The following is a 26,516-nucleotide window of genomic DNA, read 5'->3' as shown; positions in this document are numbered from 1 at the left end:
TTGTCAGCCGCCGACGTGGACGGAGCGGTAGTTGCCGTCTTCGGGGTAGAAGCCGAGGAATTTGAGACGCGTCTTCCCGGTCCGAGTGCCGGGGTAGAAGAAGACCGTTGGTACGTGGAACTTGCCCTGCAGCTGCGCCTCTATGGCTCCGATCCGCAGGTACGGGTGGAGCGCCTCCAGATCGGTCACCAGCATGATGGTGGACGTCTGGCCTTCCAGCGCGGCGAGGCGCTCCTCGAGCCGGGCTTGCAGGCGGCCCTGGGCAGTTAGTGCGTTGGCGAGCGCCGCGTTGGTCTTGCCCCAGGCGAGGGGATCCTTGCGGTCGGCCGCCAACCAGACGTTGCGGAGCGGCGCCCCCCTCAGGATGTCGGCTATGTGCTCCGCGATCGAGAAGGTCTCGACCCGCCAGCCGGCGTTCGTGAGCTTCGCCGTCCAGGCTGGCATCAGCCGCTTGACCTCGAGCAGGTCGCGCGGGCGGATGACGAGATAAAAGATTGGCTCGAAGCTCGCATGAGCGAACTCGCGGCCCGCCTCGACGCGCCGCATTAGCTCGTCGAAGTCAGCGCTGAGCGAGGTCATGAGCCAGCTCGTCCATCGACTTGTATCTCCATGCCACCTGCGTCACCGCGCCGGCCGACTGCACGATCAGTCCCCCGCGGAGCGCTAGGCGCTTCAGCTCGGCGAGCACGTCCTCCGCTTCGAGGCCGAAGAGCTCCCAGTCCGGGCTTCGCAGGACCGCATTGTCGCCCAGCCCCTTGAAGTGCAGTTCGTGGGCGAGGACCGCCGCCACGTTGAGCGGCAAGCGGAAGGTGAGGATGGGCCTTGCGTCGCCTGTCATCGGACCCAGGAGCCCGAAGTCCGCGCAGGCACCAAGCAAGTAGCGGGCGACGCGGATGACCGTCGTCTCCGACCACCGGGTGGTCGTCCGCCCTTCAGACACGGCGGAGGAGATGAAGCTCACCGAATCTTCTCGCGAGACCGACGTGCCGCCGCCGGAGTAGCGCGGCCAGTAGACCTGGCGGACGAAGTCCCCAAGGATGGGGTTGGCCCGGCAGGTGAACAGGAAGCAGAGCGCTCTCAGTTCGTCCCTCGGCAATCCCTCCGACAGTCGCTGCAGCAGGCGGGCCGGCGCCGCCCCGTCGATCAGGTATCTCGGGCAGAATGCCTCGATGATCACGTTGCGGAGGCGCCGGGCGGCCAGCGTCGGGAATTCGCCCGACGCCAGCGCGGCCCTGAGCAGGTCCTGCCCGGACATGCCCGGCTCCCACAGATCGAGCAGCTTGATCGTCTCCGGAACGAGCCCGAGACCTGCCTGTAACTGCGTGGTGTACTTCTCAGCCGCGGTCATCGCGCGCCCGAGAAGTATGGGAAGCATTGGACGCCGCCACGCATTGCCGCCGAGTAGAGCGCTGCCACCCTCCTGACCCACAGCAGGTCGCTCAGGGCGTCGGCCGTTCCGACGAGGGTGGGGCCCGGCCTCGCCTCGGGACCATCGTCAGCCAGCGCTCCGAGCGCGGCGCGGGCGGCATCGGGTGATGCCACAACCGCGGTCAGGTCATCACCCGCGGCGAGTGCCACCTGATGCAGCCGCTGCTCGAGGGCCTCGGGAAGCCGAAAGAGGTGGAAAGCCCGGCCGACGCCGATCCGCTCGTCATGCACACGTCTCGCCGCCTCGAGCAGGCCCTGGTACCGAGCCTGCAGAACCTTCGCGCCAAACACCGGTCCTAAGAAGGCCGAGCTCGCCGGCGACGTGAACGCTGAGGCCCACCAACCAGCTTGCCCCCCCTCGCCGAGCAGACCGACGGCTAGCCTTAAGGCAACAACGCCGTTGTGGCCCTTGGATTCGATCAACATTCCCCAAACCCCACCGGCAGCCGACGCGTCGACCGCGGGTTGATCATGACAAGAAACACATCGATGAGAAGTGAGGGAAGCGTGCTCACGCCAACTCCCACTCCGTCCAAGAGGGCGGGAGAAGATACCCTCATCGAAAGCGACGTGGATCTCGGCGATCGTCGGTCGCGCCTCCGCCTGCACCGGCTCGATCGACGACTCTGAAGCCAGATGGCCGAGGCCGCTCAGCGGCTATCAGATCGAGTACTGGAGAGTGCCGATTGATATGAGGCAGCGTGGTTCGAGGCTTTCACGCAGCATGGCGGCCGGTCTGGGAGATCATTCCAATTCACCGTAAGTTGACGATCCGAGAGACGACAATTGCACGGTCCTGGCTGGCTGCAATTCGCCTTTGTTCGCCAGCAATCGTGGCGTGATGTGGGGAGGGTGGTGGGGAGAAGGCGTGAAGAATGCAATCAGCGCTCACTAAAGCTCGCGCACTGGCGGATGGGGTGGGATTCGAACCCACGAGACGCTTTTGACGTCTACACACTTTCCAGGCGTGCGCCTTCGACCGCTCGGCCACCCATCCAGCGCAGGGCCGGGGTTCTAGCCAGCCAGGGGGCGAGGGGCAAGCCTTCGGGCGCCCGCCGACGTTGCGGCGGTTGACGCCCCGGCGCGCGACCCGCACCGTGCCGGCAACCCCGCCGGCACCGGACATCGCAACACCCCTTCCAGGGATCCTTCGCCCATGCTGCGCCCCGCCTCCCTCCTGCTTGCCGCCGCGCTGGCCGCCACGCCGGCCGCCGCGCAGACGCCGACGCGCGCCAGCACGCTGCGCGTCGCGCCGGAGACGCTGACCCGCGTGCTCGATCCGCACTTCACCACCAGCTTCACCACGCGCGACTTCGCCTATCTCGTCTTCGACACGCTGGTGGCGGTGAACGATCGCTGGGAACCCACGCCGCAGATGCTGGAGAAGTGGGAGCGCAGCGCGGACGGCCTGACCTGGACCTTCACCCTGCGCGAAGGCCTCGCCTGGCATGACGGCCAGCCCGTCACGGCGGAGGATTGCGTCGCCTCGATCCGTCGCTGGGGTGCGCGCGATGCGCTCGGCGGCGCGATGATGCGTGCGACGGCGGCGCTCGAGGTAGTGGACGCGAAGACCTTCCGCCTGACGCTGCGCGAGCCCTTCGGCTTGGTGCTGCAGGCGCTCGGCAAGCCCGGCGCGATGGTGCCGATGATGATGCCCGCGCGGCTCGCCGCAACGCCGCCGACGCAGCAGATCCCGCAGGTGATCGGCAGCGGCCCCTACATCTTCGCCGCCGACGAGTACCGCCCCGGCGACCGCATCGTGGTCCGACGCAACCCCGCCTATCGCCCGCGCAGCGAGCCGCCGGTCTGGGCCAGCGGCGGCAAGGTGGCGCGGATGGAGCGCGTCGAGCTCATCGCCATGCCCGACGTCTCCACCCAGGTCAGCGCACTCACCACCGGCGAGATCGACTATGTCGAGCGCCTGCCCGCCGACGTGCTGCCGATCCTGGAGCGCAACCGTGCGGTGCGCGTCGCGACGGTGTCGTCCTACGGCTACCAGGGCATCATGCGCTTCAACCACCTGCATCCGCCCTTCGACAACGTGCAGGTGCGGCGCGCGGTGATGCTGGCGGTGAACCAGGCGGACTACCTGGCCGCCGTCGCGGGCCGTCCGGAATACGCGCGCGAATGCCGATCGATGTTCGGCTGCGGCACGCCGCTCGAGACCACCGCCGGGATGCCGGAACGCGCCGACTTCGCCACGGCACAGCGCATGCTGCGCGAGAGCGGGGCGGACCTCACGACACCGATCGTCATCATCCATCCCGCCGATGCGCCGGGCATCGCGGCGCTCGGGCTGGTCTCTCAAGGCCTGCTGACGCAACTCGGCCTGCGCGTTGACCTGCAGAGCATGGACCTCAACACCTATTTCGGGCGGCGCGCGCGGATGGATGGCTGGAACCTCGCGCACACCACCAACACCGTGCCGGACATGCAGTCGCCGCTGCTCAATCCCTTCGTCAACGGCGCCGGCCGTCAGGGCGGCTTCGCCGGTTGGCCGCAGGATGCGGAGGTGGAGCGGCTTCGCGTGGAATTCGCCCGCGCGCAGGACGATGCCGCGCGCAAGCGCATCAGCGACGAGATCCATCGGCGCGCCGCGGAAGCCGGCTTCTACATGCCGCTCGGCCAGTTCACCGCAGCCTCCGCCTGGCGCAGCGAGCTGAACGGCGTGCTGACGGGGCCTGCGATGTTCCTCTGGAACATCAGCCGGAACTGAAGGCGGTGCTCTCCTTCTCCGACTATCTCGACGCCGTCCCGAAGGTCGAGCTGCACCTGCACATCGCCGGCGCCATCCGTCCGACGACGCTTGAGGAGCTCGCCGCGAAGAACGGCCTTCGGCTGCCGAAGCGCGCAGAAGAACTCTATCGCTTCGAGACCTTCTACGAATTCCTCGATGCGCTCCGCCTCGCCGCGCTGTCGCTCGCCTCGGCCGCCGATTTCCGCCGCGCCGCGTATGAGTGCCTGGAGGACATGCACCGGCATGGCGGCGTGCGGCACGCCGAGATCTTCTTCAACCCGCACTACTTCACGCCGAACGGCGTCGCCTATCCCGAGATCGTGGACGGGCTGATCGAGGGCTGCGCGCAGGCCGAGCGCGACTTCGGCATCTCGTCCCTGCTGATCGCCTGCATCGACCGCAGCGTCTGCCTGCCGTCGGAAGCGCTGCAGATGCTGGAATGGATGGCGACCTGGCCGCGGAAGGAGGTCGTCGGCATCGGCCTCGACGGCGCGGAGCGTGCCGGCCCGCCGCTGCTCTGGGTGGAGGCCTGGCGCCAGGCCGGGCGCGCCGGCTACCGCCGCACCGCCCATGTCTGCGAGGACAACCAGGCGCAGTTCGAGGCGCCGCCCGCGCATTTCACGCTCTGCCGCGATGCGCTCGGCTGCGACCGCCTCGACCACGGCTACAACATCCTGGCCGACCCGGATGTGGTGGCGCGCGCGGCGAGGGAGCAGGTGCATTTCACCATGGCCTGCTGGTCGGGCCTCACCTGGAACCGCGCACCGCGCCGCCAGCGCATCAAGGCGATGTTCGATGCCGGGCTGAACCTCAGCCTCGGCACCGACGACCCCACCATCTTCGGGACGACGATGGGCCATTGCTGGCGCACCGTCTTCGCCGATCTCGGCTGGGGCACGGCCGAAGCGCGCAAGCTCAGCCTCTCCGGCCTGCACGCAAGCTGGCTGCCACCGGCGCGCAAGGCTGCGCTGGAGGCCGAGTTCACGGCGGTGCTCGATGCGCTGGAACGCGACCTCGATCCGGCCGACCGCACCCTCGACCTGAGCGTCACGCGCCGCTGAAGCCCTCCCCCGCAACGCGGGGGAGGGCGGCGACATCAATCCGCGTACTGCCCCGCCGCCTGGATCAGCGGGCGCCACTTCGCGATGTCCGCCTGCCAGAACTGCCGGTGCACTTCCGGCGTTGCGCGCGCCGCAGCGACCGGCGCCGTGCCGAGATCGGCCATGCGGCGCGCCACGTTCGGATCCTGCAGCGCCGCCAGCAGCGCCTGGTTCAGCCGGTCGATGATCGGCCGCGGCGTGCCCTTCGGCGCATACAGCCCGTGCCACACGCTCACCTCGAAGCCGGGCAGGCCGCCCTGCGCGGCGGTCGGCACGTTCGGCAGCGCGGCGATCGGCTCCGGCGTCGTCACCGCGAACACCTTCACCGTGCCGGCGCGGATCTGCTCGGTCGTGTTGGTGGTCTGATCGCACATCAGGTCCACCGTGCCGGCCAGCAGGTCGTTCATTGCCGGCGCCGTGCCGCGGTAGGGCACGGTGGTCATCGGCGCATCCACCGCCTTCTGCAGCAGCAGGCCACAGAGATGGCTCGCGGCGCCGACGCCGGCATTGGCGTAGTTCAGCTTCTCCCGGTCGCGGCGCACCACCTGCACCAGCTCGGCCAGGTTGCTGGCGGGGAAGTCGCGGCGCGCGATCAGCGTCATCGGCACCTCGGTCACCAGGCCGATGGTCTCGAAGCCGTTGATCGGATCATAGGCGAGACGGCGATACAGCGTCGGGATCGTCGCCATGCCGATATGGTGCAGCAGGATCGTGTAGCCGTCCGGCCGCGCCTGCGCCACGCGCTGCGCGCCGAGCGTACCGCCGGCGCCGCCGACATTCTCGATCACCACGGTTTGGCCGAGATTGGCGCCCATGGCCTGCGCGATCAGGCGGCCCACCGTGTCCGTCGGCCCGCCGGCGGCGAAGGGGATCACCATCGTGATCGGCCGGGTGGGATAGTTGCCCTGCGCCCAGGCGGGCGCGGCAAGGGTGGCGAGGCCGGCGCCCAGCAGGGCGCGCTTGCCGAGTGTGATCATGCGATGTGCCTTCGTGCCGTTGCGTGCTGGCGCCCGCGCTCCGATGCGCGGGTTGGCCTGCATCTAGGGCGGAACGCAGCGCCGCGCCAGTTCACTCAGAAGCCGGATTGTTCTGACCGACGATCCAGCGGCAGTTCCAACGCGCAGCGCAGCCCCTCCGCCGCCCAGTCCAGCGCCAGACCACCGCCGAGCTGGCCCCGAACCGTGGCCTCCAGCATGCGGGAGCCGAAGCCGCGCCGGCTCGGCGGCGTCACCGGAGGCCCGCCGGCCTCGGCCCAGCGCAGCGCGAGCCGCGGCGGCCCGCCGGCGCCGCCGGAGAGATGCCACCCGATCGCGATGTGGCCAGCCCCGGCCGCTAGCGCGCCGTGCTTCACGGCGTTGGTCGCGAGTTCATGGATCGCCATGGCCAGCGGCTGGGCGATGTGGGCAGGCAGCATCACCGGAGGCCCATCCAGCGCGACGCGCTGCGCCGCGAGAAAGGGCGCCAGTTCCGCCGCGATCAGCGCGCGCAGGTCGGACCCGCTCCAGCGCGCTTCCGCCAGCATGCCATGCGCACGGGCGAGGGCGTTGATCCGGCCTTCGACTGCCCGGGCGTATTCCACCGGATCGTCCTTCGGCGTCAGCCGCAGCGCGGCCTGCACCACGGCGAGAAGGTTGCGCGCGCGGTGATCCAGCTCCCGCATCAGCAGCGCCTGGCGCGCCTCGGAGTCCTTGCGCTCCGTGATGTCGAACCCGATGCCGATCATGCGCAGCGGGCGGCCGTCCGCGGCGTCCCGCTCAACCCGGCCGCGACCGACCAGCCAGCGCTCGGCGCCGTCGTCGTAGCGGGTGTAGCGGAATTCGATGTCCCAGCCGTCGCTGCCGCCGGCGAGCGTGCCCTGCAGCGCGGCTTCGACCGCGGGACGGTCGTCGGGATGCACGCCGCCGATCCAGCGCTCGAAGCTCGGCGGTTCGAAGGGCGCCATGCCGTGCAAAGCCTGGCAGCTTTCCGACCAATGCAGCGCGTTGGTGCTCACGTCCCACTGCCAGGAGCAGATGCCGCCGGCTTCCTGGGCCAGCCGCAGCATCGCCGCCTGGTCATGCCCGGCCTTCCGCGCCGCGCCGGCCAGACGCGCATTCTCCGCTTCCAACTCGGCGATGCGGCGCAGCAGGTCGGCCGGCGCAGGCGATTCGTCAGGCGATTGCGGCATGCCGGAAGATTGCGCGCGCGGTTGCGCCGGGGTCCATGGCGTGCAACCGCCGCTCGTCAGGCATCCATCTTCAGCGCGGCGATGAAGGCGCTCTGCGGGATCTCGACCTTGCCGAATTGCCGCATGCGCTTCTTGCCCTCCTTCTGCTTCTCCAGAAGCTTCCGCTTGCGCGTGATGTCGCCGCCGTAGCACTTGGCGGTGACGTCCTTCGACAGGGCGGAGATGGTCTCGCGCGCGATCACGCGGCTGCCGATCGCGGCCTGGATCGGGATCTTGAAGAGCTGGCGGGGGATCAGCTCCTTCAGCTTCTCGCAGATGGACCGACCGCGCCGGTCGGCCGCGCTGCGATGCGCCATGAAGGACAGTGCATCCACCGGCTCGGCATTCACCAGGATGGAGATCTTCACGAGGTCGCCTTCCTCGTAGCCGTCCTGCTGGTAGTCGAAGCTGGCATAGCCGCGGCTGACCGACTTCAGCCGGTCGTAGAAGTCGAACACCACCTCGTTCAGCGGCAGGCGGTACACGGCCATGGCGCGGTTGCCGACATAGGTCAGCTCGATCTGCCGCCCGCGCCGCTCGTTGCAGAGCGTCAGCACCGGGCCGAGGTAGTCGTCCGGCACCAGGATCGTCGCCTTGATCCAGGGCTCCTCGATCACGTCGATCACGCTGCCATCCGGCATGTCGGCCGGGTTGTGCAGCTCGATCTCCTCGCCATTGGTCTTGCGGATCTTGTAGACCACGGAAGGCGCCGTCGCGATCAGGTCCAGGTCGAACTCGCGCGACAGCCGCTCCTGGATGATCTCCAGATGCAGCAGCCCGAGGAAGCCGCAGCGATAGCCGAAGCCGAGCGCGGCCGAGGTCTCCGGCTCGTAGTGGAAGCTGGCGTCGTTCAGCCGCAGCTTGGCCAGGCTCTCGCGCAGCTTCTCGAAGTCGTCCGCGTCCACCGGATACAGCCCGCACCACACCACCGGAATGCTGGGCTTGAAGCCCGGCAACGGCGCGCTGGCGGGGTTGCGGTCGTCGGTGATGGTGTCGCCGACATTGGTGTCCGCCACGGTTTTGATCGCGGCCGTGACGAAGCCCATCTCACCCGGGCTGAGCCTATCCACCGGCACCATCTTCGGCGTGAAGACGCCGACCTGCTCGATGGTGTGGACCGAGCCGTTCGACATCATGCGGATGCGCTGCCCCTTGCGCAGCTCGCCATCCTTCACCCGCACCAGCACCACCACGCCGAGATAGGCGTCGTACCAGCTGTCCACCAGCAGCGCCTTGGTGGTCGCGTTCACGTCGCCCTTCGGCGCCGGCAGGCGCGTCACGATCGCCTCCAGCACGCCCTCGATGTTCAGCCCCGTCTTGGCGCTGATCATGACCGCGTCCGAGGCGTCGAGCCCGATCACGTCCTCGATCTGCTGCTTCACCCGGTCGGGCTCGGCGGCCGGCAGGTCGATCTTGTTCAGGACCGGCACGATCTCGTGGTTCGCGTCGATCGCCTGGTAGACATTGGCCAGTGTCTGCGCCTCGACCCCCTGGGAGGCGTCCACCACCAGCAGCGACCCCTCGCAGGCGGCCAGCGACCGGCTCACCTCGTACGCGAAGTCCACATGGCCCGGCGTGTCCATCAGGTTCAGCGTGTAGGTCAGCCCGTCCTTCGCCTGGTAGGCTAGCCGGACGGTCTGCGCCTTGATGGTGATGCCGCGCTCGCGCTCCAGCTCCATGTTGTCGAGCAGCTGTTCCTTCATCTCGCGCGCGGTCACGGCGCCCGTCGCCTGGATCAGGCGGTCCGCCAGGGTGGACTTGCCGTGGTCGATATGCGCGATGATCGAGAAGTTGCGGATGCGGTCGAGGGGTACGTCGGTCATTGGGGGGATCTGGATGCCCGTTGGGGGGTTGCGCCCCACATAGGGGCTGCGGGCGGCCCTGGAAAGCTTCGGATCAGCGCGGCAGCAGCGGCCTCAGCCGCCACATCGCCCAGGCGCCGAGCAGCGGCCCCGGCGCCAGCACCGCGAAGGCCCAGTTCCAACCGAGCCCCTGGATCGCCAGCGGCACCAGCGCGATGGTCCCGGCCGTCAGCAGGAAGCCCAGGCTGGTCTGCACCGTCAGCATCGTCCCGACATAATCGGGCGGGGAGAGCGTCACGATGCAGGCCGAGAATTGCGCCGAATCCGCCACCACGGTGAAGCCCCAGACCAGCGCCACCGCCACCGCCAACCACGGCGCCACCGCCGCCGCCGGCCCTACCAGCAGGGCGCAGGTGCCGGAGGCCAGCATGCAAAGTGCCGCCACCGAGGCCCGGTTCCACCGATCCGCCAGCAGCCCCGCCACCACGCAGCTCACCGCGCCCGCCGCCATCACCGCGAAGGTCCATGGCCCGGCCTCCCCGGCCAGCACGCCGCTGAAGAACAGCCCGATCCAGGCCCACATGGCGTAGAGTTCCCACATGTGCCCCAGATAACCGAGGTTGGCGTAGCGCAACCCCTTGTTCCGCCACGCTTCCAGCGCCTGTGCGGGCCTGAAGGGCGGCCGAGCGCCGAGCAGCGGCCCCGGCCGGAACGCCAGGATGGACAGCCCCCCCGCCGCCGCCAGCACCCCCGCCCCGAGATAGGCCGCCTGCCACCCGATCCCGCCCAGCAGGGAGGGGATCAGATGCGGCATCGCCGATCCCAGCGACACCGCCCCCACCAGCAGCCCGATCAGCAGCCCGAGATCGCCTTTCGCCCAGGACGCCGCCAGCTTCATCCCCACGGGATAGACCCCCGCCATCGCCGCCCCCGCGACGAAGCGCAGCGCCAGCGCCGCCGCGCCGGAGGGCGCCACCAGCGTCTGCGCGAGCGTCGCCGACGAGGCCAGCAGCCCGCAGGCCAGGAACAGCATGCGCGGATCGCGCCGGTCGGCCAGCGACAGCACCGCCGAGACCAGCGTCCCCGCGACGAAACCGAGCTGCACCGAAGCCGTCAGCCAGGCCGCGTCGCCGCGTGTGATCAGCCCCGCCGCCAGCAGGTCCGGCACGGCAGCCGTGCCGGCGAACCAGACCGACAGGCACAGCACCACGCCCGCGCACAGCACCGCCAGATGCCGTGCCTTGCCGGATGGGGAAGCCGCCGTGCTCATCCGCCGAGACTGCCCCGGATCGTCCGGCCCGTCAGCGCGCAGCGCGCACATCGCCGCGATGCGGCCCACGCCGCGCTTGCGAACACTTCACCAATGAGTTTACCGATCACGTCCTTCAAGGAGAGCCCTGATGCAGATCGAGCCCTATCTGTTCTTCGATGGCCGGTGCGAGGAGGCATTGTCCTTCTACAAGGAGGCCTTGGGCGCCGAGGTCGGCGCGCTGATGCGCTTCCGCGACAGCCCCGATCCAACCAGCGCCCCGCCCGGCAACGAGGACAAGGTGATGCACGCGCTGGTGCGCGTCGGCGGGGCGAGCTTCATGGCCTCCGACGGGCATTGCGCCGGCGACACCAGCTTCAAGGGCTTCGGCCTGGCATTGACGGTGCCGGACGCGACGACGTTCGACCGCATCTTCACCGCGCTGGAGACGGGCGGGCAGGTCCGGATGCCACCGGCGCAGACCTTCTTCTCCCCGCGCTTCGGCATGGTGGAGGACCGCTTCGGCGTTCTGTGGATGGTGATAGTGGGGCAGGGCTGATCGTCAGAGCGTGATCGCCGAAGGCTGGAAGGGCCGGAGGCGTGAATCACGCGATCGGCGCCGCTGTCAGCGCCGATCATGGTCCAGCGCCGATCATGGTCTAGCGGATCAGCCGCACCTCGACCGGCAGCCCGAGCGTTGCCCACACCCGGTCGGCCGTCAGCACCGGCCGACCCAGCGCCGCGGCCGTCGCGATGCAGGCGCAGTCCCCGAGCGAGAGCACGCCGCGATGGCGGGCGAGAAGCCCGCTCGCGCCATGCGCCATCGCCGCTTCGAAGGGGAGGACGGCGACCGAGACGCGCGACAGCTCGAGCTTCCCTGCCTCAGGCCCGACGATGATCCGGGCGAGGACCTCCAGCCAGTTCACCGCGCTCACGGCGCTGGCGGGCAGCGCGGCCATCACCGTCTCGCCGCCCGGCTCCTTGAGCACGGCGGCCAGGATCGCCGAGGCGTCCAGGATCACCGCCGCTTGGCCCGCGCCCGTTCCGCGATGTCGGCCATTTCCTCGGCCAGGTCGCGCGCCGCTTCGGCGCGACGCTCCGCGATCAGCACCTCGGAGAGCAGGGGCTCGCCCTCCTTCCACGGCGGCACGACGTCCCGCAGCGCTGCCACCGCGTCGGCCAGGCTGTGGATCGGCGGTGGCTCGACCGACCCGCGCAACTCGTCGCCGCTCACCCGCAAATCCAGCGTCCCGCCGCCCACGATGCCGAGCGACTGGCGGATCTCCTCGGGCAGCACCAGCCGCCCCTCGGCATCCACCGTCACGCGCACCGAGCCCATCGCACCGCTCCTCCGTTCCGCGTCGTCAGTCTAACGCGCGGGAGGGCCCGGCGCATCAACCGCGCAGCACCGCCCCCGTCGCCTTCGCCACCGCCGCCACGATCTTCTGCCCCGCCGCCTCGATCTCCGCATCGGTCAGCGTCCGCTCGCGCGGCTGCAGCGTGGCCTGGATGGCCAGCGAGACCTTGCCTTCCGGCAGCTTCTCGCCGGCATAGCGGTCGAACAGAACCACATCCGCGATCAGCGCCTTGTCGGCGTTGCGCGCCGCGCGCAGCAGCGCCTCGGCCGAGACGTCGGCATTGGCCAGGAAGGCGAAGTCGCGGCGCACCGGCTGGAAGGCGGGCAGGTCGGGCACGCCCTTCTTCCGCCGCTTCGGCTCCGCGATCGCGTCCAAAAACACCTCGAAGCCCACCGCCGCGCCGGGGATGTCGAGCGCGGCGCGCACCTTGGGATGCAACTCCCCGAACGTCGCCAGCACCACCTTCGGACCCTGGCGCAGCACGCCGGATCGGCCGGGATGGTAGAAGCCCGGCGCATCCGCCGTGACCTGCACCGCCGCCATCGGCACGCCGAGCCGTTCGAGCACGGCGAGCGCATCGCCCTTCACATCCAGCCAGTCCACCGCGCGCGACGGCGCTGCCCAGCTCGCGCCGGTCATGCCCGCGCGCACGCCCGCCGCCACGGCAAGCTGGCTGCTGCCCGAGGCCGGATCGCGATACGCACCGCCGATCTCCGCCAGCGCCACGTCGCCGAAGCCGCGCGCCGCGTTGCGCGACGCCGCCATCGCCAGCGAGGCCACCGGCGTCGGCCGCATCTGGTCGAGATCGGACGCGATCGGATTCTCGACGCGCAGCCCCTCGGGCGTGTCGCCGAACAGCGCCGCCTGCTCGCGTGCGAGGAAGCCGTAGGTCACGCAATCCTGCAGCCCGCGCGCCGCCAGCACGCGCCGCGCCAGAGCCGCGCGCGCCTGCTTCGGCGTCAGCGAAGGCCGCGGCACCGGAGAAGTGATCGGCATGGACACAGGCGGCACCGCATCCAGCCCACCGAGCCGCAGCACTTCCTCCACCAGGTCGCATTCCGGCTCGATCGCCGCGCAGCCTTCCGCCGCGACGCGCGCGCGATCCGCGGGCAGCGAGGGGTCCTGCGCAAGCGCGCCATGCCCCGCGATGTCGTTCCGCCAGGACGGTACCGCGACGGTGATCGCTTCCGCATCGCGCGAGACGGTGCTGAAGCCGAGCGCCGAGAGCCGCCGCTCCGCTTCCTCGCGCGGCAGGTCGAGCCCGCCGAGGCCAGCGATGCGTTCGAAGCGCAGCGTTGCGTTGCGCCGCCAGGCCGGCTCGGCGCCGGCTTCCGAAACCTCCGACGCCTCGCCGCCGCACAGTTCCATGATCATCCGCGTCGCCGCTTCCAGCGCCTTCGGTAGCAGCGCGGGGTCGATGCCGCGCTCGAAGCGCGACCGCGCATCGGTGCGCACGTCATGCCGCCGTCCCGACAGCGCGATGCGCACGGGATCGAACAGCGCGCATTCGATGAAGCACTCGGTCGTCGTCTCGTCGCAGCCCGAATGCTCGCCGCCGATGACGCCGCCCAGCGCCTCGACGCCGTTCGCATCCGCGATGACGCCGTCTTCCTCGGTCAGCGCATAGGTCTTGCCGTTCAGCGCGAGCAGTTCCTCGCCCGGCCGCGCCATGCGCATCGAAAGCGTCGTGCCCGCCACCTTTCGCACGTCGAACACATGCAGCGGCCGGCCATAGGCAAAGGTGAAAAAATTCGTCACGTCCACCAGCGCGTTGATCGGCCGCAGCCCGATCGCCGTCAGCCGGTCCTGCAGCCATTGCGGCGAGGGCCCGTTCGTCACGCCCCGCACCGCACGCCCCAGCACCCAGGTGCAGGCGCGGCGGTCCTCGATCGTCCAATGCAGCGGCGAGGGATAGGTGGCGGCAACCGGCGCCACCTCCCACGACTTCAGCGTGCCGAGCCCCGCCGCCGCCAGGTCGCGCGCGATGCCGCGCACGGAAAGCGCATCGCCGCGGTTCGGCGTCACCTTGATCTCGATCACCGGGTCGTCGAGCCCGGCATAATCCACGTAGCGCGTGCCGACCGGCGCATCCGCGGGCAAATCCACGATTCCCGAATGATCCTCGCCGAGCCCCATCTCGCGCGCCGAGAGCATCATCGCCTCGGACTTCACGCCGCGGATCTCGCCGACCTTCAGCGTGATGCCGGTGCCCGGGATGAAGGCGCCGGGCAGCGCCGCCACGCCCACCATCCCCGTCCGCGCATTCGGCGCGCCGCACACCACGGAGTATTCGCGCCCGTCGCCGAGATCCACGCGCAGAGCGCGCAGCCGGTCCGCGTTCGGATGCTGCACCGCCTCGATCACCCGCGCGATGCGGAAGCTGGCGAGCGCCGCCGCGCGATCCTCCACGCCCTCCACCTCGATGCCGATGGCGGAGAGGGTGGTGGTGATCTGATCGAGCGACGCCTCGGTCTCGAGATGCTCGCGCAGCCAGGAGAGGGTGAATTTCATCGGGCTAGGCCTTCAGGCACTGAGCATGGGCAGGCCAGCCGTGCCCCCACCCCAACCCTCCCCCGCTTGGCGGGGGAGGGGGCAGGTCGCGCAACTGGCACTCCCTCCCCCGCGTGCGGGGGAGGGTCGGGGTGGGGGCGCGACCGACCATGCCGACCATCTCACACCCCCTCATGCAGCATCGCCGGCGCCAGCGGATCCGCCGCGTAATGCTTCAACCAGCGCAGGTCGCATTCGTAGAACGGCCGCAGATCCGGCATGCCGTGCTTCAGCATGGTGATGCGCTCGATCCCCATCCCGAACGCAAATCCCTGCCATTCCCGCGGATCGAGCCCGCAATTCGCCAGCACCTTCGGATGCACCATCCCGCTGCCGAGAATCTCCAGCCAATCGCCGCCGCCGCCCAGTTCGCCGGTCTTCCGGTTCCACCCGATATCCACCTCCATCGAGGGCTCGGTGAACGGGAAGTACGACGACCGGAACCGCACCGGCAGGTCGCTGATGCCGAAGAACGCCCGCAGGAAATCGATCAGGCAGCCCTTGAGATGCCCGAGCGTGATCGCGCGGTCGATCACCAGGCCCTCCACCTGGTGGAACATCGGGCTGTGCGTCGCGTCGTGGTCGGCGCGATAGGTGCGGCCGGGCGCGATGATGCGGATCGGCGGTTCCTCGGCCAGCATGGTGCGGATCTGGAGCGGCGAGGTCTGCGTCCGCAGCACGCGCCGATGCCCGTTCGGGTCGGTGCCGGGCATGTAGAAGGTGTCGTGGTCCTGCCGCGCCGGATGGTGGTCCGGGATGTTGAGCGCGCCGAAATTGTGCCAGTCGCTCTCGATGTCCGGGCCTTCCACCACCCGAAAACCCATGGCGCCGAAGATCGCCGTCAGCTCCTCGATGGTGCGGCTGATCGGATGGATGCCGCCATCGGAAGCCGTGCCGGGCGCGAAAGGCCTCGCGGGGAGGGACACGTCCACCCGCTCCGCCTTCAGCTTCGCCTCCAGTTCCGCCGCTTCCAGCGCGGTCCGTCGCGCGTCCAGCAGCGCCTCGATCTCGCCCTTCAGGCGGTTCAGCGCCGCGCCGCGGTCCTTGCGTTGCTCGGCCGGCACCTGCCCCAGCCCCTTGAGCAGGCCGGAAAGGCTGCCGGACTTGCCCATCACGGCCACCCGCACCGCGTCCAGCGCGCGCAAATCGGCGGCGTTGGCGAGCGCCTGCTCGGTCTCACTGCGCAGCGCCGCAAGATCGTCTGACATCGTCGGCTCCGGATACGCGAAGGGCCGCCCCCTCGCCGGGGACGGCCCTCCATCTGTTCGAAACAGCCGATCCCGGGAAGGGATCAGGCCTGCGCGGGGAGGGCGCCCTTCGCCTTCTCGACGATGGCGGTAAACGACGCCGCGTCGTCATAGGCGATGGTGGCGAGGACCTTGCGGTCCATCTCCACGCCGGCCGCCTTCAGCCCTGCGATGAAGCGGGAATAGGTCAGCCCGTGCTCGCGCACGGCCGCGTTGATCCGCTGGATCCACAGTCCCCGGAACTCGCGCTTCTTGTTGCGGCGGTCGCGATAGGCGTATTGCAGCGCCTTCTCGACCCGCTCCAGCGCGGGGCGGTAGGCGGTGGACGACCGGCCGACATAGCCCTTCGCGAGCTTCAGGACCTTCTTGTGACGGGCGTGCTTCGTGACGCCCCGCTTGACGCGTGCCATTGGTCAGACCCCTCCGCTCAGCGATCCAGCCCGTAGGGCAGCCACTGCTTCACCGTGTCGCCGTCCTGCTTGTCCATCACGAACATGCCGCGGTTCTGGCGCTTCATGGTGGTGGTCTTGGCCGTCAGCATGTGGCGCTTGTTGCCGGCGCCGGCCTTGACCTTCCCGGTCGCGGTGAGTCGGAAGCGCTTCTTCACGCTCGACTTCGTCTTCATCTTGGACATTTGGCCCTCCTGTCGGGGTCATGCCCCCCACCTTGCGCCCTGCCTGGGGCAGGGGCCGCACCATGCGGCGGGGGGGCTGGGCCGGCCGGGCATGTCCATGGGCCACGGCGCGGGGAGCGCGGCGTATAGGCTGCGGCCGGCACGAAGGCAAGCGCCAGCGGGCCGTGGCAATTCCGCGGCATCGAGGCGGCGCACACGAAACCTTCTGGCTGTCCCTGGCGCTTCCTGCGCAACGGGAGTCCATGGACATGATGCTGCTTCTGATCGTCGTGCTGCTGATCCTGCTGCTTGGCGGCGGCGGCTACTACGGCTACCGGTCCGGCTACTACGGCGGCGGCGGCTTCGGCGGCATCCTCGGGCTGCTGCTGATCCTGCTCCTGCTCTATGTCTTCTTCGGCGGCGGCTACATGGCCGGCCCCGTGGCGCCGTAAGCGGGCGGGGCCTCAGGTCTTTCCGCCCACCGGCCGCCCTCTGCCGCGCGGCCGACGGTCTGCCCAGGCGCGGGTGAACTCCGCCCCCAGCAGGAACACCTGCGCCGAATAGTACACCCACAGCAGCACCACCACGAGCGCCCCCGCAGCGCCATAGCTGCGCGCCAGGCCGCTGCCGCCGATGTACCAGCCGATCAGCGCCTTGCCGATGTTGAAGAGAAGGGCCGTGCAGAGCGCGCCCATCGCCACGTCGCGCCAGCGCAGCTGCCGGTCCGGCAGCACCTTGTAGATCGCGCCGAACAGCAGCGTGGTCAGCAGGAAGGAGATGCCGAAATTGGCCCAGGCGAGTGCCGGCGCCAGCACCGGCATCTTGAGCCCCGCCCAGGTCTGGAACGCCGCCAGGGCCGCGCTGGCCACGAGAGAGACCAGCAGCAGGAACCCCGTCGCCGCCACCAGCCCGATGCTCAGCAGCCGCGCGCGAACGAGGTAGGAAACGCTCATGCCCCGGGGCTCGGCCTTCCAGATGGCGTTCAGCGCCGCCTGGATCTCCGCGAAGACGCCGCTGGCGGTGAGCAGCAGGATGCCCGCGCCGACCAAGGCGGGGATGCCGTTGCCGCCGGGCCCCTCGCCCACGCCGCGGACGATGGCCTGGATCGCGGTGGCGCCCTGCTGCCCGACCAGGGCGCGAAGCTGCCCTGACACCGCCTCCCACACCGCCTCCTCGGTCACCGCCAGCCCCGCGATGGCGGCTGCGACCACCAGCAGGGGGGCGATCGAGAACATCGTGTAGCAGGCGATCGCCGCCCCGCGCGTCATCGCCTCGTCGGCGATGTAGCCGTTCACCGTCTCCTTGATCAGGCTCCAGGCGCGGCGCAGCGTCTCGTCTCCTTCCGCGGGCTCAGCCCCCCGTCAGGGCCCGGCCGATGAGTCCGGCGACCGCCGTTGCGGCCAGGGTCCGCACCAGCCCAAGTTGCAGCGCGAACAGGCACGCCACGGCCAGCGCGGTCAGCGCCATCGCATCCGGCACCAGCGAGGCCGGGTCCGGCAGCCCCAGGCGCATCGGCCCGAACGACACCGTCTCCACCCGCGTGAACAGCACGCGCAACGCGAACCAGAGCGCAAGGTTGGCGATAACCCCCACGACGGCCGCGGTCACTGCCGCCAGCGCGCCCTTCAGCCGCGGCGCGCCGTGCAGACGCTCGACGAAAGGCGCGCCCAGGAAGATCCAGGCGAAGCAGGGCGCGAAGGTCACCCAGACGGTCAACAGCGCCCCCGCCACGCCGCCCGCCAGCCCGCCCGAGGGCCAGCCCGCCTGGAAGCCCACGAATTGCAGCACGAGGATCAGCGGACCCGGCGTGGTTTCCGCGAGGCCAAGCCCCGCCAGCATGGCCTTGGCGCTCAACCAGCCATAGCCCTCCACCGCCTGCTGCGCGACATAGGCCAGCACGGCATAGGCGCCGCCGAAGGTCACCACCGCCATCTTCGAGAAGAACCAGGCGATGTCGCCATAGAGGCCGGTGCCCGCCAGCAGCGCCACCGGCCAGGCCCAGAGCGCCAGCGCCACCAGCCCCGCGCGCTTCGCCGCTCCCGCCATGCGGGCCGGCCGTTCGGGGTCGGCGGCGAGCACAGCATCCAGCAGCGCCGGCGGGCCTTGCTTCGCCGCGCCATGCCCGCCGCCCGCGAAGGAATGCGGCAGGGCGAAGCCGAGCAGCGCCGCCGCCAGCACCACCAGCGGGAAGGGCACGGCGAAGGCGAACAGCGCCACGAAGGCGGCCAGCGCCAGCAGCCAGGGCAAGGCGCCCTTCAGCGCGCGCCGGCCGATGCGCAGCAGCGCCTCCAGCACCACCACCAGCACGGCGCATTGCAGCCCGAAGAACAGCGCGGCCACCAGCGGCACGCTGCCGAAGGCGGCATAGATCGCCGACAGCACCAGCATCACGCCGACGCCCGGCAGAATGAACAGCAGCCCCGCCGCCAGCCCGCCCTTCACCCCGTGCAGCAGCCAGCCGAGATAGGTGGCAAGCTGCTGCGCCTCCGGCCCCGGCAGCAGCATGCAGAAGTTCAGCGCGTGCAGGAACCGCGCGTCGGAGACCCAGCGCCGCTCCTCCACCACCTCCCGGTGCATCAGCGCGATCTGCGCCGCCGGCCCGCCGAAGGACAGCAGGCCGATCCGCAGCCAGACGCGCACCGCCTCGCGGAAGGTGGGCAGGCTGGCGCGCTGCGACGTCGGCGTGTCCATCGGCGCGCCTGCTTCTGTTGCAGGACCTGCCTAGCCTCACGGCGTGTCGCAGGGAAGGGCGGCCCGGTGCGGCCGTGCCGTCAAGCGCTGCGCCGGCGGCCACCGCGGCGGTTCTCGTTCGCCGGCTCCTCGTCCTCTTCATCCTCGCCGCGGGCGTGGCTGATGAAGGCGGGGTTCACCTCGGATTCGGCCACCTGGCTCAGCTTGCCGTCGGTGTCCTTCTCCTCGGCGAGGGTCTTGCCCAGCAGGTCCGCCAGCTTGTTCTCGCCGGCGGCCTTCGCGAGCGTCACCATCGTGCCATAGGCGGCGATCTCGTAATGCTCGATGCGCTGCGCCGCGGCGATGATCAGCACGTCCATTATCGGGCCCTTGTCGTTCTCCGACATCTCGTTCTGGGCCTCCTCGATCAGGCCCTTCATCGCCTCGCAGACCTTCCGGCCGGGCTTGCCGCCGACCATTTCCAGGGCCTGCTCGACGCGCTCCACCTGCTTCTCGGTCTGCGCGATATGCGACTGGATGCAGTCCTTCAGCGCCTGGGAGGAGGCGTTCTTCAGCATCTTCGCCATGCCGCGCAGCGCCTGCTTCTCGGCGCTGTGGGCATCCTTGAGCTGATCGATCATCAGCTTCGCGATCTCGTCCATCGTCCTGGCCTTTCCGGGGTCTGCCCGCGCGCGAAGACGCGCGGGAGCGGCGGAGGAACGAAAGGCGGGCGCGCCGGGTTGCCTCGCCGCGCGCTATTCCGCGGCGGCGGCGAGCAGGCTTTCGCCAGGACGCACGCGGGTGAAGGCGACAGGCTGCCAGCCGATGGCGACGCGCCCTTCGCCGTCGAGGCTGGCGAGCGTGGCGGAAAGCCCCTCCGCCTCAGGCGCGGTCTGCGAAAAATCCTCGCGCCAATGCGCGCCGCGGCTTTCCGCGCGGGCCGACGCGGCGGCGACGATGGCGCGGCTGACCAGCAGCAGGGAGCGCAGGTTCAGCCAGTCATGCCAGGCCAGGTTGAAGCTGCGCGCGCCGCCCACCCCCGCCGCGTCCAACTCGCCCTCCAGCGCATCGAGGCCCGAGGCCGCCTCCGCCAGACCCGCCGCGTCGCGCAGGATGCCCGCCTTCTGCCACATCAGCCCGTGCAGCGCGTCCCGGATAGGCGAGAGCGAGGCCGCGGGCCTGCCGAAGGGCGCGTTCACCAGGGCCAGCGCCGCCTCCAGCGCCGCCGGATCGGGTTCCTCGAACGCGCCCTCGCGCGGCACCCAGCGCGCCATGGTGTCCCCGGCGATGCCGCCGAACACCGTGGAATTCGCCACGCCGTTGCCGCCCAGCCGGTTCGCGCCATGCACACCGCCGGTGTCCTCCCCGGCGGCGAAGAGGCCGGGCAGGACGGTCGCGCCATCCGGCCGGAACACCACGCCGCCCATCATGTAGTGCGCGGTGGGCACGACCGGCACGCGCCCGCCGGCCAGGTCGAAGCCCATGTCCGCGCAGCGCTCGACCATGCCCTTGAACTCGCGCCGGACGCGGTCGGGGCCGAGATGCCCCATCTCGATGTAGAGGCCGCCATGCTCGTTGGTGCGGCCCGCCAGCATCTCCCGGTACATCGCGCGCGAGACGATGTCGCGCGTCGCCCGTTCGCCGCGGGGATCGTAGTTGTGCATGAAGCGCTCGCCGGCGCCGTTCAGCAGGTAGCCGCCGGCGCCGCGCAGCCCTTCCTCGATGATGGTGCCGGTCATGCGCGTGCCCGGCCCGGCCAGCACGCCGGTCGGGTGGAACTGCACCATCTCCATGTCGCGCAGCGCCAGGCCGAGCCGCAGCGCCATCGCCATCCCGTCGCAGGACTTGTCGCCGGAGGGGGTGTGGTAGGTGTACATCGTCGGCCCGCCGCCGGTGGCCAGCAGCACCGCCTTGGCCTGCACCAGCCGCAGGTCGCCCGTGCGCACATCCACCATCAGCACGCCCGCCAGCCGCGCGCCGTCGGCCGAAGGCAGCAGCGCCACGGCGCGATGCTCCTCCAGCCGGTCGATGCCGCGCGCCCAGGTCTGCTCCGCCAGGCGGTTGATGATCTCGATGCCCGTCAGGTCGCCCTTGTGGACGGTGCGGTCGAAGGTCTGCCCGGCGAAGGCCTTCTGGTGGATCGTGCCGTCCGGGTTGCGGTCGAAGAAGCAGCCCCAGCGGTTCTCGAGTTCGCGGATGCGCCGCTGCGCGACCGTCACCAGCGTCCAGGCCAGGTCCTGGTCGTTGAGCCACTTGCCCCCGTCGAGCGTGTCCATGAAGTGCCGCTCGGCCGAATCCTCCGGCGCGAGCGCCACGTTGTAGCCGCCCTGCACCATGCGCGTGCAGCCCGACTTCCCGAGCAGCCCCTTCACCGCGACGGTGACGGAGAGGTCGGGCGCGGCAGCCTTGGCGTGCAGCGCGCCGAGCAGGCCCGCGCCGCCGGAGCCCAGGACAAGGATGTCGGTGGTGTGTCTGGCGATGGCGGCGGTCATGGCATTCACCTCGGTCCGCGCGGATTGGCCGGCACGCCGCAGCCGCAATCCTCCTGCGAGGGGGGCGGCTCTGCGGGGGGCGGTGCGGGGGCCTGCTGCGCTGCCGCGGCTCCGGCCGCCAGGACAAGCAAGACGGCCGGCGCCACGGCTCCGATGGCTTGCCCGAGTGCCGAAAACGGATGCCAATTCCGGTTGCGCGGTCGCGTCATTGTGCCATTCCGTTGCGATCGCAATCCCGTGGGAGGATGAGATGCGTAGGTTTCTCGCAATCGCGGCCCTGCCCCTGGCCGCGCTGGCCGGCTGCGCGCAGCCCACCGGTCCCGGCGCCACGCCGGGCACGGCGCCGCCCGGCTTCCAGTGCCCGCCGCCCGGCACGGTCGTGCAAACGCCCGCCCGCACCTTCCAGTATACCGGCGCGTCGCCGAGCGACCCCTTCACCTGCATCGCGGTGAACCCCGCGACGGGTGAGAGCACCGGTTACCTGGCCAATCTCGAACCCTCGCCCTGGGTGGACCAGCGGACGGTGCGGGCCGGCATGGCGCGGCTGTTCCCGCTGGAAGTCGGCAGCAACACCTACTTCCTCTATGAGATGAGCACCGCGGATGGCCGGCTGATCAATTTCAACTCGTCCTGGCGGGTGATGGGCCAGCAGACCATGGATATCGCGGGTCAGCCGCGGAACGTGCTGGTGATGGAGCACACCAACACCACGGCGCGGCCCGGCTACGGCGTGCGCTGGATCTACTACTACGACACGCAGGCGCGCGCGCTGGTCGGCGGCGATCCCACCATCCTGCAGGGCTACAGCGACGTGACCCCCTGGCGTGCCGTTGGGATCACCGTTCCCTGAGCGGGCCGGCGCGGCCATCACGCCGCGCCGAGCTTCGCAAGCGCCGCCGCGCGACGGCCCTCCACCGATTTCTGGACCGTCGCGTAGAGGCTGCCGCCGTGGCTATCCATCGCCACCAGCAGCGGCCCGAAATCCTTGATGCGGAAGCGCCAGAGGCTTTCGGGGTTGAGGTCGTCGAGGTCCACATCCTCGATCGCCTCGATCCAGGTGGTCTCCAGCGCCGCGGTGCCGCCGATGATCGCCAGATACACGCCGCCAAGCTCCTGGAAGGCGCGCAGGGACTCCTCGCGCAGGCCACCCTTGCCGATGATGATGCGCACGCCCTCGCGTTCCATCAGCGGGCGGGTGAATCGCTCCATGCGGTCGGAGGTGGTGGTGCCGACGCAGATCGCCTCGTAGCCGGAATCATTCGTGCTGCGCTTGTCCACCTTGCGGACATTGGGCGCGGTGTGGATCACCGCATGGCCCTTCAGGTCGAAGCGGGTGCGGCGGCCATGGTCGAACATGTGGATCTGCGTGGCGTCGCGGATGCCGAACAGCGTGTCCTGCAGGGTCACGTGGTCGCCGGCCCGCAGCTTGCGGATGTCGGCTTCCGTGCAGGGCATGTGCAGCACGTGATGGGTCATCGGGTGCGCTCCGGCCATGTGCCCCGCGCGGCGGCGGCGAGCGCCTTGCCGTCGAGGCGGTAGAACAGCTTGTCGGCGGGTTTCGCGCCCAGCTTGCCGTAGAAGGCGCGGGCGCGGTCATTGGCCGCATCGGTGGTCCAGTCCAGGCGCTGGTAGCCGTTGCGCACCGCGTACTCGGCGGCCGCTGTCATCAGCGCCGAAGCCGTCTCCGTCCCGCGCTGCGCCTCCGCCACGAACAAATCCTTCAGCAGCAGGCCCCAGCGGAAGTCGAAGGCGGGGAAGAAGCCGGACAGCGAGACGAAGCCCGCCGCCGCGCCATGCCGGCGCGCCACCAGGCAGAAGGGTCCGGCCCGGCCCGCCGGCGCGGTCAGCGCGACCGCGGCCTCGGCCAGCGTCAGCGGGTCGCGCCGTTCCGCGTAGAAGCGCGCCATTTCCGCCAGCAGCGCCACCAGCGCTGGGCGGTCAGCGGCGCCGGCCTCGACGATGTCGGCCATCAGAAGCCGATGGCCACGCCGTCCGGCGTGAAGGTCGCGGAGGCGCGGCGCGCGCTGTGGCACTGGATGTTGACGGCCACGGGATTCATCGTGATGTGGGTCGCGGCGATCTCGACATGCACGGCAAAGGCGGTGCTGTCGCCGCCGAGGCCCTGTGGCCCGATGCCCAGGCTGTTCACCGCCTCCGCCAGCGCCACCTCCAGCGCGGCGCCTTCGGGATCGGCGCAGCGTGACCCAAGCGGCCGCGTCGCCGCGACCTTCGCCAGGTGCATGCAGAGATCGGAGGTGCCGCCGACGCCCACGCCCATGATCGTCGGCGGGCACACCTTGCCGCCCGCCTTCATCGCCGCATCCACCACGAAGCGCTTCACGCCGGCCACGCCATCGGCTGGGATCAGCATCTGCAGGAAGCTGCCGTTCTCGCTGCCCGATCCCTTCGGGATCATTTCCAGCTTCACGACCCGGTCTTCCTCCACGAAGTCCAGGTTGATCACCGGCACATGCGCGCCGCAGCTCGTATGCTCGTTCTTGCGCGTGATCGGGTGGACGACGGAGCTGCGCAGCGGATGCTCCCGCGTGGCGCGCTCGGTCCCACGCCGGATCGCCTGCTTCAGCGCCCAGCCATCCAGCTCCACGTTGCGGCCGATGGTGACGTTGAAGATCGGGATGCCGGTGTCCTGGCAGAGCAGGTTTTCCGTGCGTTCGGCGACCCCGATATTCTCGATCATGGTCGCCAGGATGGCCTTGGCGGTGCCGTCGGTCTCGCCGGCGTCGAGCCGGGCGAAGCCCTGCTTGATGTCGTCGGGCAGGATCTTCAGCGCGCGGATGTAGAGCAGCTTCGCTGCTTCCTCCACGGCCTCGGGCGCGATCCGCAGGGGTTCGACTCCCGCCTTCGTCATCAGCGTCATGACGTCTCCTCTCCCTACAGCACCAGCGACAGGCCGGACAGGAACAGCAGGCCCAGCAATACCACCCGGAACCCCTCCGCGGGGATCACGCGATAGGCACGCAGGCCGAGCCAGGTGCCGGCGGCCAGCACCGGCAGCATGGTCGCCAGCAGCACCGCGCTGTCGCGGGTGAAGAAGCCGCCGGCAAACAGCGCGACGGCGGCGACCGCCTGCATCGCCACGATGAAGGGCTGGAACACCGCGCGCGCCTCGTCCTTGCGCAGCCCCTTGAGGTCGCCCCACATCACCGGCAGCGCGCCGGAGAAGCCGCCGAGCCCGCCGAGGATGCCGCCGGCGAACCCGACGCCCGCATCGGCCGCGACGCCGGCACGGATCACCGGCGGCGCCAGGCGCAGCACGATCCGCGCCAGCATGTAGCCGGCGTAGCAGACCAGCAGCAGGCCGATGAAGGCGACGATGGCGCCCGGCGCAGCCTGGCCCAGGATCGCGACGCCGACCGGCGTGCCGAGGATGCCGCCGAGCACGAAGGGCCGGATCGCCGACCAGCGCATGTGCTGCCGCACCACGCCGAGCGTCGTGCCCTGGATCAGCAGGGATGCCACCACCATGACCGGCGCGGTTTCCTGCGGCGGCAGGAAGTGGAACAGGATGCCGGCGCCGACCAGGTTGAAGGCGAAGCCCGCCAGCCCCGAGGCGAAGGACGCCACGAAGATCCCGGCGAGGATCGCGGGGAGCTCAGGAGACATTCAGCAGGAACAAGAGGCCGGCGGCAAAGGCGATGCCGGCGGAAGCCGCGGCCATCGTCTTCTGCGAGGCACGCCACCCCAGGAATTCTAGCGCCAGCACGCGCAGCCCGCCCGCCAGATGCGCGGCGAGCAGGATCACCAGCAGGGTCTCGCTGGCCTTGACCAGCCCGTTGTCCGTCCAGCGCAGGAAGTTTTCGAGCGCCGCCTCGCCCTGGATGGCGCGCGACAGCGCCCAGAAATGCAGCGGCAGGAACAGCGCGAGCAGCAGGCCGGAGATCCGGTGCACCAGGAAGGCGACATAGGTCGGATGCGAGCGGGGGCGCGTATCGATCCTCATGCCGCGTAGAGCCCCGCCGCGGCGCGGATGCCGAACAGCGCCGTCAGCAGGCCGATCGCCAGCCACGCCAGGTCGAAGCCGCGCCCGCGCCAGCCGAGCCACTCCGCCGCGATGGCGCGCAGCCCGATCGCGCCATGCAGCCCGGCGCAGAGCGCAAAGACGGCGTAGAACACGAGCCAGGCCTCGCTGCCGCCGACGCGCCCGATGATCTCCGCGGCACTCAGCCCGCCGCGCACCGCGACCAGGATGGTGACCAGATGCACCACGACCGCGAAAGCCAAAATCATCGCGGTGACGCGCTGCGCCACCCAAAGGTGTTGCTGGCCCCGAGCGCTCATCGGTCGATCCCGAACATGCCCCAGAACAGCGTGCGCTTCAGCCCGGCGATGGCGCCGGAGGGGTCGATGCCCTTCGGGCAGCGTTCGGTGCAGCTCTGCGTGGAGTGGCAGGCATGGCAGCCCGCATCGCCCGCCACCGCATCCAGCCGCGCCTTGCGGCCGTCGTCGCGTACGTCGTTCACCAGCGTCCAGGCGCGGTTCAGCGCGGCGGGGCCGAGATACTCGCCGTTCCACGCCACGATGTCGCAGCTGGCGTAGCAGACGCCGCAGCCGATGCACTCGATCCCCGCATCCGCCGCCTGCCGCTTTGGCGACGAAGGCGGCACGACGTGGAATTCCTCCGGCACCGCGCCATCGGCCGCATCCTTCGGCTGGAAGGTGCCCTTGGCGCGCGCCCATTTGTCGAAGAACGGCGCCATGTCGGTGGCGAGGTCGCGGATCACCGGCAGGTTGGCCAGCGGCTGCAACTCCAGCCTGCCGTCCTGCACGACCTTCTTCACATGCGTCCGGCAGGTCCAGCGCGCGCGGCCGTTGACCACCATCGCGCAGCTTCCGCACATGCCGACGCGGCAGGCGAAGCGATAGGCGAGCGTCGGGTCGAGCTCCCGCTGGATATGCGTGACCACGTCCAGCACCGTCTGGTTGGCCTGCGCCGGCACGCGGAAATCCTGGAAGGCGCCGCCTTCCCCGTCCCCCCGCCACACCGAGACCTGAAGCGTCTCTTGCATGATCAAGGGATTGCATGGTCTTGTATAAGACACAAGA

At 70.2% G+C, this 26,516-nt stretch carries 29 protein-coding genes and 1 tRNA gene; 5 read left to right on the top strand and 25 right to left on the bottom strand.

The annotated features are described in order from the left end of the window. Positions 1–3: 3 nt before the first annotated feature. The 4 genes from E4T13_RS24465 to E4T13_RS24450 all read right to left on the bottom strand — a co-directional run bounded on the left by E4T13_RS24465 (position 4) and on the right by E4T13_RS24450 (position 2,425). On the bottom strand, positions 4–579 hold the full coding sequence (locus E4T13_RS24465) for a BREX protein BrxB domain-containing protein (protein ID WP_137180944.1): 576 nt from the start codon (positions 577–579) through the stop codon (positions 4–6). Further along, on the bottom strand, positions 560–1,348 hold the full coding sequence (locus E4T13_RS24460) for a BrxA family protein (protein WP_137180943.1): 789 nt from the start codon (positions 1,346–1,348) through the stop codon (positions 560–562). The genes E4T13_RS24465 and E4T13_RS24460 overlap by 20 nt, the downstream gene beginning before the upstream one ends. Further along, positions 1,345–1,854 (bottom strand): BrxE family protein, encoded by a 510-nt coding sequence (locus E4T13_RS24455; protein ID WP_137180942.1) that lies wholly within the window; start codon positions 1,852–1,854, stop codon positions 1,345–1,347. Before E4T13_RS24455 ends, E4T13_RS24460 begins: the two co-directional genes overlap by 4 nt. A gap of 480 nt (positions 1,855–2,334) precedes the next feature. Then, positions 2,335–2,425 (bottom strand) — tRNA-Ser (locus E4T13_RS24450). A gap of 159 nt (positions 2,426–2,584) precedes the next feature. On the opposite strand from E4T13_RS24450, the gene E4T13_RS24445 reads away from it, so the two are divergent. Together E4T13_RS24445 and add are read left to right on the top strand one after the other, a co-directional pair. After that, the gene (locus E4T13_RS24445) at positions 2,585–4,144 is read left to right on the top strand and encodes an ABC transporter substrate-binding protein (protein WP_137180941.1); all 1,560 of its coding nucleotides are present in this window, start codon (positions 2,585–2,587) and stop codon (positions 4,142–4,144) included. A 5-nt stretch (positions 4,145–4,149) separates the two neighbouring features. Next, a complete protein-coding gene (add, locus tag E4T13_RS24440; RefSeq protein ID WP_170985212.1) occupies positions 4,150–5,226 on the top strand; it encodes an adenosine deaminase in 1,077 nt (358 codons plus the stop codon). 35 nt (positions 5,227–5,261) lie between these two features. On the opposite strand, the gene E4T13_RS24435 is transcribed toward add, so the two are convergent. The 4 genes from E4T13_RS24435 to E4T13_RS24420 all read right to left on the bottom strand — a co-directional run bounded on the left by E4T13_RS24435 (position 5,262) and on the right by E4T13_RS24420 (position 10,543). Further along, positions 5,262–6,242 (bottom strand): tripartite tricarboxylate transporter substrate-binding protein, encoded by a 981-nt coding sequence (locus E4T13_RS24435; protein WP_137180939.1) that lies wholly within the window; start codon positions 6,240–6,242, stop codon positions 5,262–5,264. Between the two features lie 95 nt (positions 6,243–6,337). Then, positions 6,338–7,432 carry a sensor histidine kinase gene (locus E4T13_RS24430; RefSeq protein WP_137180938.1) on the bottom strand — a complete coding sequence of 365 codons (1,095 nt, stop codon included), beginning with the start codon at positions 7,430–7,432 and terminating at the stop codon, positions 6,338–6,340. A gap of 56 nt (positions 7,433–7,488) precedes the next feature. Next, entirely contained in the window at positions 7,489–9,294 is a 1,806-nt protein-coding gene (gene lepA, locus E4T13_RS24425) for a translation elongation factor 4 (protein WP_137180937.1), read from the bottom strand. 73 nt (positions 9,295–9,367) lie between these two features. Further along, entirely contained in the window at positions 9,368–10,543 is a 1,176-nt protein-coding gene (locus E4T13_RS24420; RefSeq protein WP_137180936.1) for an MFS transporter, read from the bottom strand. A 130-nt stretch (positions 10,544–10,673) separates the two neighbouring features. Between E4T13_RS24420 and E4T13_RS24415 the strand changes: the two genes are divergently transcribed. Next, entirely contained in the window at positions 10,674–11,081 is a 408-nt protein-coding gene (locus E4T13_RS24415) for a VOC family protein (RefSeq protein WP_137180935.1), read from the top strand. Between the two features lie 100 nt (positions 11,082–11,181). On the opposite strand, the gene E4T13_RS24410 is transcribed toward E4T13_RS24415, so the two are convergent. The 6 genes from E4T13_RS24410 to rpmI all read right to left on the bottom strand — a co-directional run bounded on the left by E4T13_RS24410 (position 11,182) and on the right by rpmI (position 16,311). Beyond that, positions 11,182–11,544 carry a PIN domain-containing protein gene (locus tag E4T13_RS24410; protein ID WP_170985211.1) on the bottom strand — a complete coding sequence of 121 codons (363 nt, stop codon included), beginning with the start codon at positions 11,542–11,544 and terminating at the stop codon, positions 11,182–11,184. Next, positions 11,541–11,861, bottom strand: a complete 321-nt coding sequence (locus E4T13_RS24405) for an AbrB/MazE/SpoVT family DNA-binding domain-containing protein (RefSeq protein ID WP_137180933.1) — start codon at positions 11,859–11,861, stop codon at positions 11,541–11,543. The genes E4T13_RS24410 and E4T13_RS24405 overlap by 4 nt, the downstream gene beginning before the upstream one ends. Before the next feature lie 55 nt (positions 11,862–11,916). Continuing rightward, the gene (gene pheT / locus E4T13_RS24400) at positions 11,917–14,391 is read right to left on the bottom strand and encodes a phenylalanine--tRNA ligase subunit beta (RefSeq protein ID WP_137180932.1); all 2,475 of its coding nucleotides are present in this window, start codon (positions 14,389–14,391) and stop codon (positions 11,917–11,919) included. A gap of 161 nt (positions 14,392–14,552) precedes the next feature. Beyond that, the gene (pheS, locus tag E4T13_RS24395) at positions 14,553–15,638 is read right to left on the bottom strand and encodes a phenylalanine--tRNA ligase subunit alpha (protein ID WP_137180931.1); all 1,086 of its coding nucleotides are present in this window, start codon (positions 15,636–15,638) and stop codon (positions 14,553–14,555) included. Positions 15,639–15,721: 83 nt separating this feature from the next. After that, positions 15,722–16,087, bottom strand: a complete 366-nt coding sequence (gene rplT / locus E4T13_RS24390) for a 50S ribosomal protein L20 (RefSeq protein WP_137180930.1) — start codon at positions 16,085–16,087, stop codon at positions 15,722–15,724. 17 nt (positions 16,088–16,104) lie between these two features. Next, the gene (rpmI, locus tag E4T13_RS24385) at positions 16,105–16,311 is read right to left on the bottom strand and encodes a 50S ribosomal protein L35 (RefSeq protein ID WP_137180929.1); all 207 of its coding nucleotides are present in this window, start codon (positions 16,309–16,311) and stop codon (positions 16,105–16,107) included. Positions 16,312–16,559: 248 nt separating this feature from the next. Between rpmI and E4T13_RS24380 the strand changes: the two genes are divergently transcribed. Continuing rightward, the gene (locus E4T13_RS24380) at positions 16,560–16,742 is read left to right on the top strand and encodes a DUF3309 domain-containing protein (RefSeq protein WP_137180928.1); all 183 of its coding nucleotides are present in this window, start codon (positions 16,560–16,562) and stop codon (positions 16,740–16,742) included. 12 nt (positions 16,743–16,754) lie between these two features. On the opposite strand, the gene E4T13_RS24375 is transcribed toward E4T13_RS24380, so the two are convergent. The 4 genes from E4T13_RS24375 to E4T13_RS24360 form a co-directional block, all read right to left on the bottom strand. Beyond that, the gene (locus E4T13_RS24375) at positions 16,755–17,585 is read right to left on the bottom strand and encodes a YihY/virulence factor BrkB family protein (RefSeq protein ID WP_240791265.1); all 831 of its coding nucleotides are present in this window, start codon (positions 17,583–17,585) and stop codon (positions 16,755–16,757) included. A 55-nt stretch (positions 17,586–17,640) separates the two neighbouring features. After that, positions 17,641–18,981: a chromate efflux transporter gene (gene chrA, locus E4T13_RS24370; protein WP_137180926.1), complete on the bottom strand. Its 1,341-nt coding sequence runs from the start codon at positions 18,979–18,981 to the stop codon at positions 17,641–17,643. A gap of 80 nt (positions 18,982–19,061) precedes the next feature. Continuing rightward, positions 19,062–19,622 (bottom strand): ferritin-like domain-containing protein, encoded by a 561-nt coding sequence (locus E4T13_RS24365; protein ID WP_137180925.1) that lies wholly within the window; start codon positions 19,620–19,622, stop codon positions 19,062–19,064. Positions 19,623–19,715: 93 nt separating this feature from the next. Then, positions 19,716–21,452, bottom strand: coding sequence for an L-aspartate oxidase (locus E4T13_RS24360; RefSeq protein ID WP_137180924.1), 1,737 nt, complete (start codon positions 21,450–21,452; stop codon positions 19,716–19,718). Positions 21,453–21,702: 250 nt separating this feature from the next. On the opposite strand from E4T13_RS24360, the gene E4T13_RS24355 reads away from it, so the two are divergent. Then, the gene (locus tag E4T13_RS24355; protein ID WP_137180923.1) at positions 21,703–22,302 is read left to right on the top strand and encodes a hypothetical protein; all 600 of its coding nucleotides are present in this window, start codon (positions 21,703–21,705) and stop codon (positions 22,300–22,302) included. 17 nt (positions 22,303–22,319) lie between these two features. Here E4T13_RS24355 and E4T13_RS24350 read toward each other — a convergent pair whose 3' ends face one another. Genes E4T13_RS24350 through E4T13_RS24320 form a run of 7 tightly spaced genes read right to left on the bottom strand, consistent with a single transcriptional unit; the run spans position 22,320 to position 26,479 of the window. Then, the gene (locus tag E4T13_RS24350) at positions 22,320–22,928 is read right to left on the bottom strand and encodes a fumarate hydratase C-terminal domain-containing protein (RefSeq protein ID WP_137180922.1); all 609 of its coding nucleotides are present in this window, start codon (positions 22,926–22,928) and stop codon (positions 22,320–22,322) included. Then, positions 22,925–23,422, bottom strand: a complete 498-nt coding sequence (locus tag E4T13_RS24345; RefSeq protein WP_137180921.1) for a GNAT family N-acetyltransferase — start codon at positions 23,420–23,422, stop codon at positions 22,925–22,927. The genes E4T13_RS24350 and E4T13_RS24345 overlap by 4 nt, the downstream gene beginning before the upstream one ends. Then, on the bottom strand, positions 23,422–24,330 hold the full coding sequence (locus E4T13_RS24340; RefSeq protein ID WP_240791264.1) for a fumarate hydratase: 909 nt from the start codon (positions 24,328–24,330) through the stop codon (positions 23,422–23,424). The genes E4T13_RS24345 and E4T13_RS24340 overlap by 1 nt, the downstream gene beginning before the upstream one ends. A gap of 14 nt (positions 24,331–24,344) precedes the next feature. Further along, positions 24,345–25,076: a sulfite exporter TauE/SafE family protein gene (locus E4T13_RS24335; RefSeq protein WP_137180920.1), complete on the bottom strand. Its 732-nt coding sequence runs from the start codon at positions 25,074–25,076 to the stop codon at positions 24,345–24,347. Further along, positions 25,066–25,413 (bottom strand): succinate dehydrogenase, cytochrome b556 subunit, encoded by a 348-nt coding sequence (sdhC, locus tag E4T13_RS24330; protein ID WP_170985210.1) that lies wholly within the window; start codon positions 25,411–25,413, stop codon positions 25,066–25,068. Before sdhC ends, E4T13_RS24335 begins: the two co-directional genes overlap by 11 nt. Further along, positions 25,410–25,751: a succinate dehydrogenase gene (locus tag E4T13_RS24325; RefSeq protein WP_137180919.1), complete on the bottom strand. Its 342-nt coding sequence runs from the start codon at positions 25,749–25,751 to the stop codon at positions 25,410–25,412. The genes sdhC and E4T13_RS24325 overlap by 4 nt, the downstream gene beginning before the upstream one ends. Beyond that, complete coding sequence (locus E4T13_RS24320; protein ID WP_137180918.1) at positions 25,748–26,479, bottom strand: succinate dehydrogenase/fumarate reductase iron-sulfur subunit; 732 nt, start codon at positions 26,477–26,479, stop codon at positions 25,748–25,750. The genes E4T13_RS24325 and E4T13_RS24320 overlap by 4 nt, the downstream gene beginning before the upstream one ends. Positions 26,480–26,516: the final 37 nt, after the last annotated feature.

Source organism: Roseomonas sp. AR75 (assembly GCF_005222815.1).
Lineage (GTDB): Bacteria > Pseudomonadota > Alphaproteobacteria > Acetobacterales > Acetobacteraceae > Falsiroseomonas.
The sequence above is the reverse complement of the archived record's forward strand: the minus strand, read 5'-3'. Positions and strand labels throughout refer to the sequence as shown.

Excerpts from the sequence above, each read along its gene's own strand:
- rpmI (WP_137180929.1), bottom strand. The coding sequence starts at position 16,311 with ATGTCCAAGATGAAGACGAAGTCGAGCGTGAAGAAGCGCTTCCGACTC.
- E4T13_RS24420 (WP_137180936.1), bottom strand. The coding sequence starts at position 10,543 with ATGAGCACGGCGGCTTCCCCATCCGGCAAGGCACGGCATCTGGCGGTG.
- E4T13_RS24325 (WP_137180919.1), bottom strand. The coding sequence starts at position 25,751 with ATGAGCGCTCGGGGCCAGCAACACCTTTGGGTGGCGCAGCGCGTCACC.
- E4T13_RS24345 (WP_137180921.1), bottom strand. The coding sequence starts at position 23,422 with ATGGCCGACATCGTCGAGGCCGGCGCCGCTGACCGCCCAGCGCTGGTG.
- E4T13_RS24465 (WP_137180944.1), bottom strand. The coding sequence starts at position 579 with ATGACCTCGCTCAGCGCTGACTTCGACGAGCTAATGCGGCGCGTCGAG.
- E4T13_RS24360 (WP_137180924.1), bottom strand. The coding sequence starts at position 21,452 with ATGACCGCCGCCATCGCCAGACACACCACCGACATCCTTGTCCTGGGC.
- E4T13_RS24455 (WP_137180942.1), bottom strand. The coding sequence starts at position 1,854 with ATGTTGATCGAATCCAAGGGCCACAACGGCGTTGTTGCCTTAAGGCTA.
- E4T13_RS24405 (WP_137180933.1), bottom strand. The coding sequence starts at position 11,861 with ATGGGCTCGGTGCGCGTGACGGTGGATGCCGAGGGGCGGCTGGTGCTG.
- E4T13_RS24365 (WP_137180925.1), bottom strand. The coding sequence starts at position 19,622 with ATGGACGAGATCGCGAAGCTGATGATCGATCAGCTCAAGGATGCCCAC.
- E4T13_RS24340 (WP_240791264.1), bottom strand. The coding sequence starts at position 24,330 with ATGACGCTGATGACGAAGGCGGGAGTCGAACCCCTGCGGATCGCGCCC.
- E4T13_RS24320 (WP_137180918.1), bottom strand. The coding sequence starts at position 26,479 with ATGCAAGAGACGCTTCAGGTCTCGGTGTGGCGGGGGGACGGGGAAGGC.
- E4T13_RS24350 (WP_137180922.1), bottom strand. The coding sequence starts at position 22,928 with ATGACCCATCACGTGCTGCACATGCCCTGCACGGAAGCCGACATCCGC.
- lepA (WP_137180937.1), bottom strand. The coding sequence starts at position 9,294 with ATGACCGACGTACCCCTCGACCGCATCCGCAACTTCTCGATCATCGCG.
- chrA (WP_137180926.1), bottom strand. The coding sequence starts at position 18,981 with ATGGACACGCCGACGTCGCAGCGCGCCAGCCTGCCCACCTTCCGCGAG.
- rplT (WP_137180930.1), bottom strand. The coding sequence starts at position 16,087 with ATGGCACGCGTCAAGCGGGGCGTCACGAAGCACGCCCGTCACAAGAAG.
- sdhC (WP_170985210.1), bottom strand. The coding sequence starts at position 25,413 with ATGAGGATCGATACGCGCCCCCGCTCGCATCCGACCTATGTCGCCTTC.
- pheS (WP_137180931.1), bottom strand. The coding sequence starts at position 15,638 with ATGTCAGACGATCTTGCGGCGCTGCGCAGTGAGACCGAGCAGGCGCTC.
- E4T13_RS24430 (WP_137180938.1), bottom strand. The coding sequence starts at position 7,432 with ATGCCGCAATCGCCTGACGAATCGCCTGCGCCGGCCGACCTGCTGCGC.
- E4T13_RS24380 (WP_137180928.1), top strand. The coding sequence starts at position 16,560 with ATGATGCTGCTTCTGATCGTCGTGCTGCTGATCCTGCTGCTTGGCGGC.
- E4T13_RS24435 (WP_137180939.1), bottom strand. The coding sequence starts at position 6,242 with ATGATCACACTCGGCAAGCGCGCCCTGCTGGGCGCCGGCCTCGCCACC.
- E4T13_RS24460 (WP_137180943.1), bottom strand. The coding sequence starts at position 1,348 with ATGACCGCGGCTGAGAAGTACACCACGCAGTTACAGGCAGGTCTCGGG.
- E4T13_RS24445 (WP_137180941.1), top strand. The coding sequence starts at position 2,585 with ATGCTGCGCCCCGCCTCCCTCCTGCTTGCCGCCGCGCTGGCCGCCACG.
- E4T13_RS24415 (WP_137180935.1), top strand. The coding sequence starts at position 10,674 with ATGCAGATCGAGCCCTATCTGTTCTTCGATGGCCGGTGCGAGGAGGCA.
- E4T13_RS24355 (WP_137180923.1), top strand. The coding sequence starts at position 21,703 with ATGCGTAGGTTTCTCGCAATCGCGGCCCTGCCCCTGGCCGCGCTGGCC.
- pheT (WP_137180932.1), bottom strand. The coding sequence starts at position 14,391 with ATGAAATTCACCCTCTCCTGGCTGCGCGAGCATCTCGAGACCGAGGCG.
- E4T13_RS24335 (WP_137180920.1), bottom strand. The coding sequence starts at position 25,076 with ATGTCTCCTGAGCTCCCCGCGATCCTCGCCGGGATCTTCGTGGCGTCC.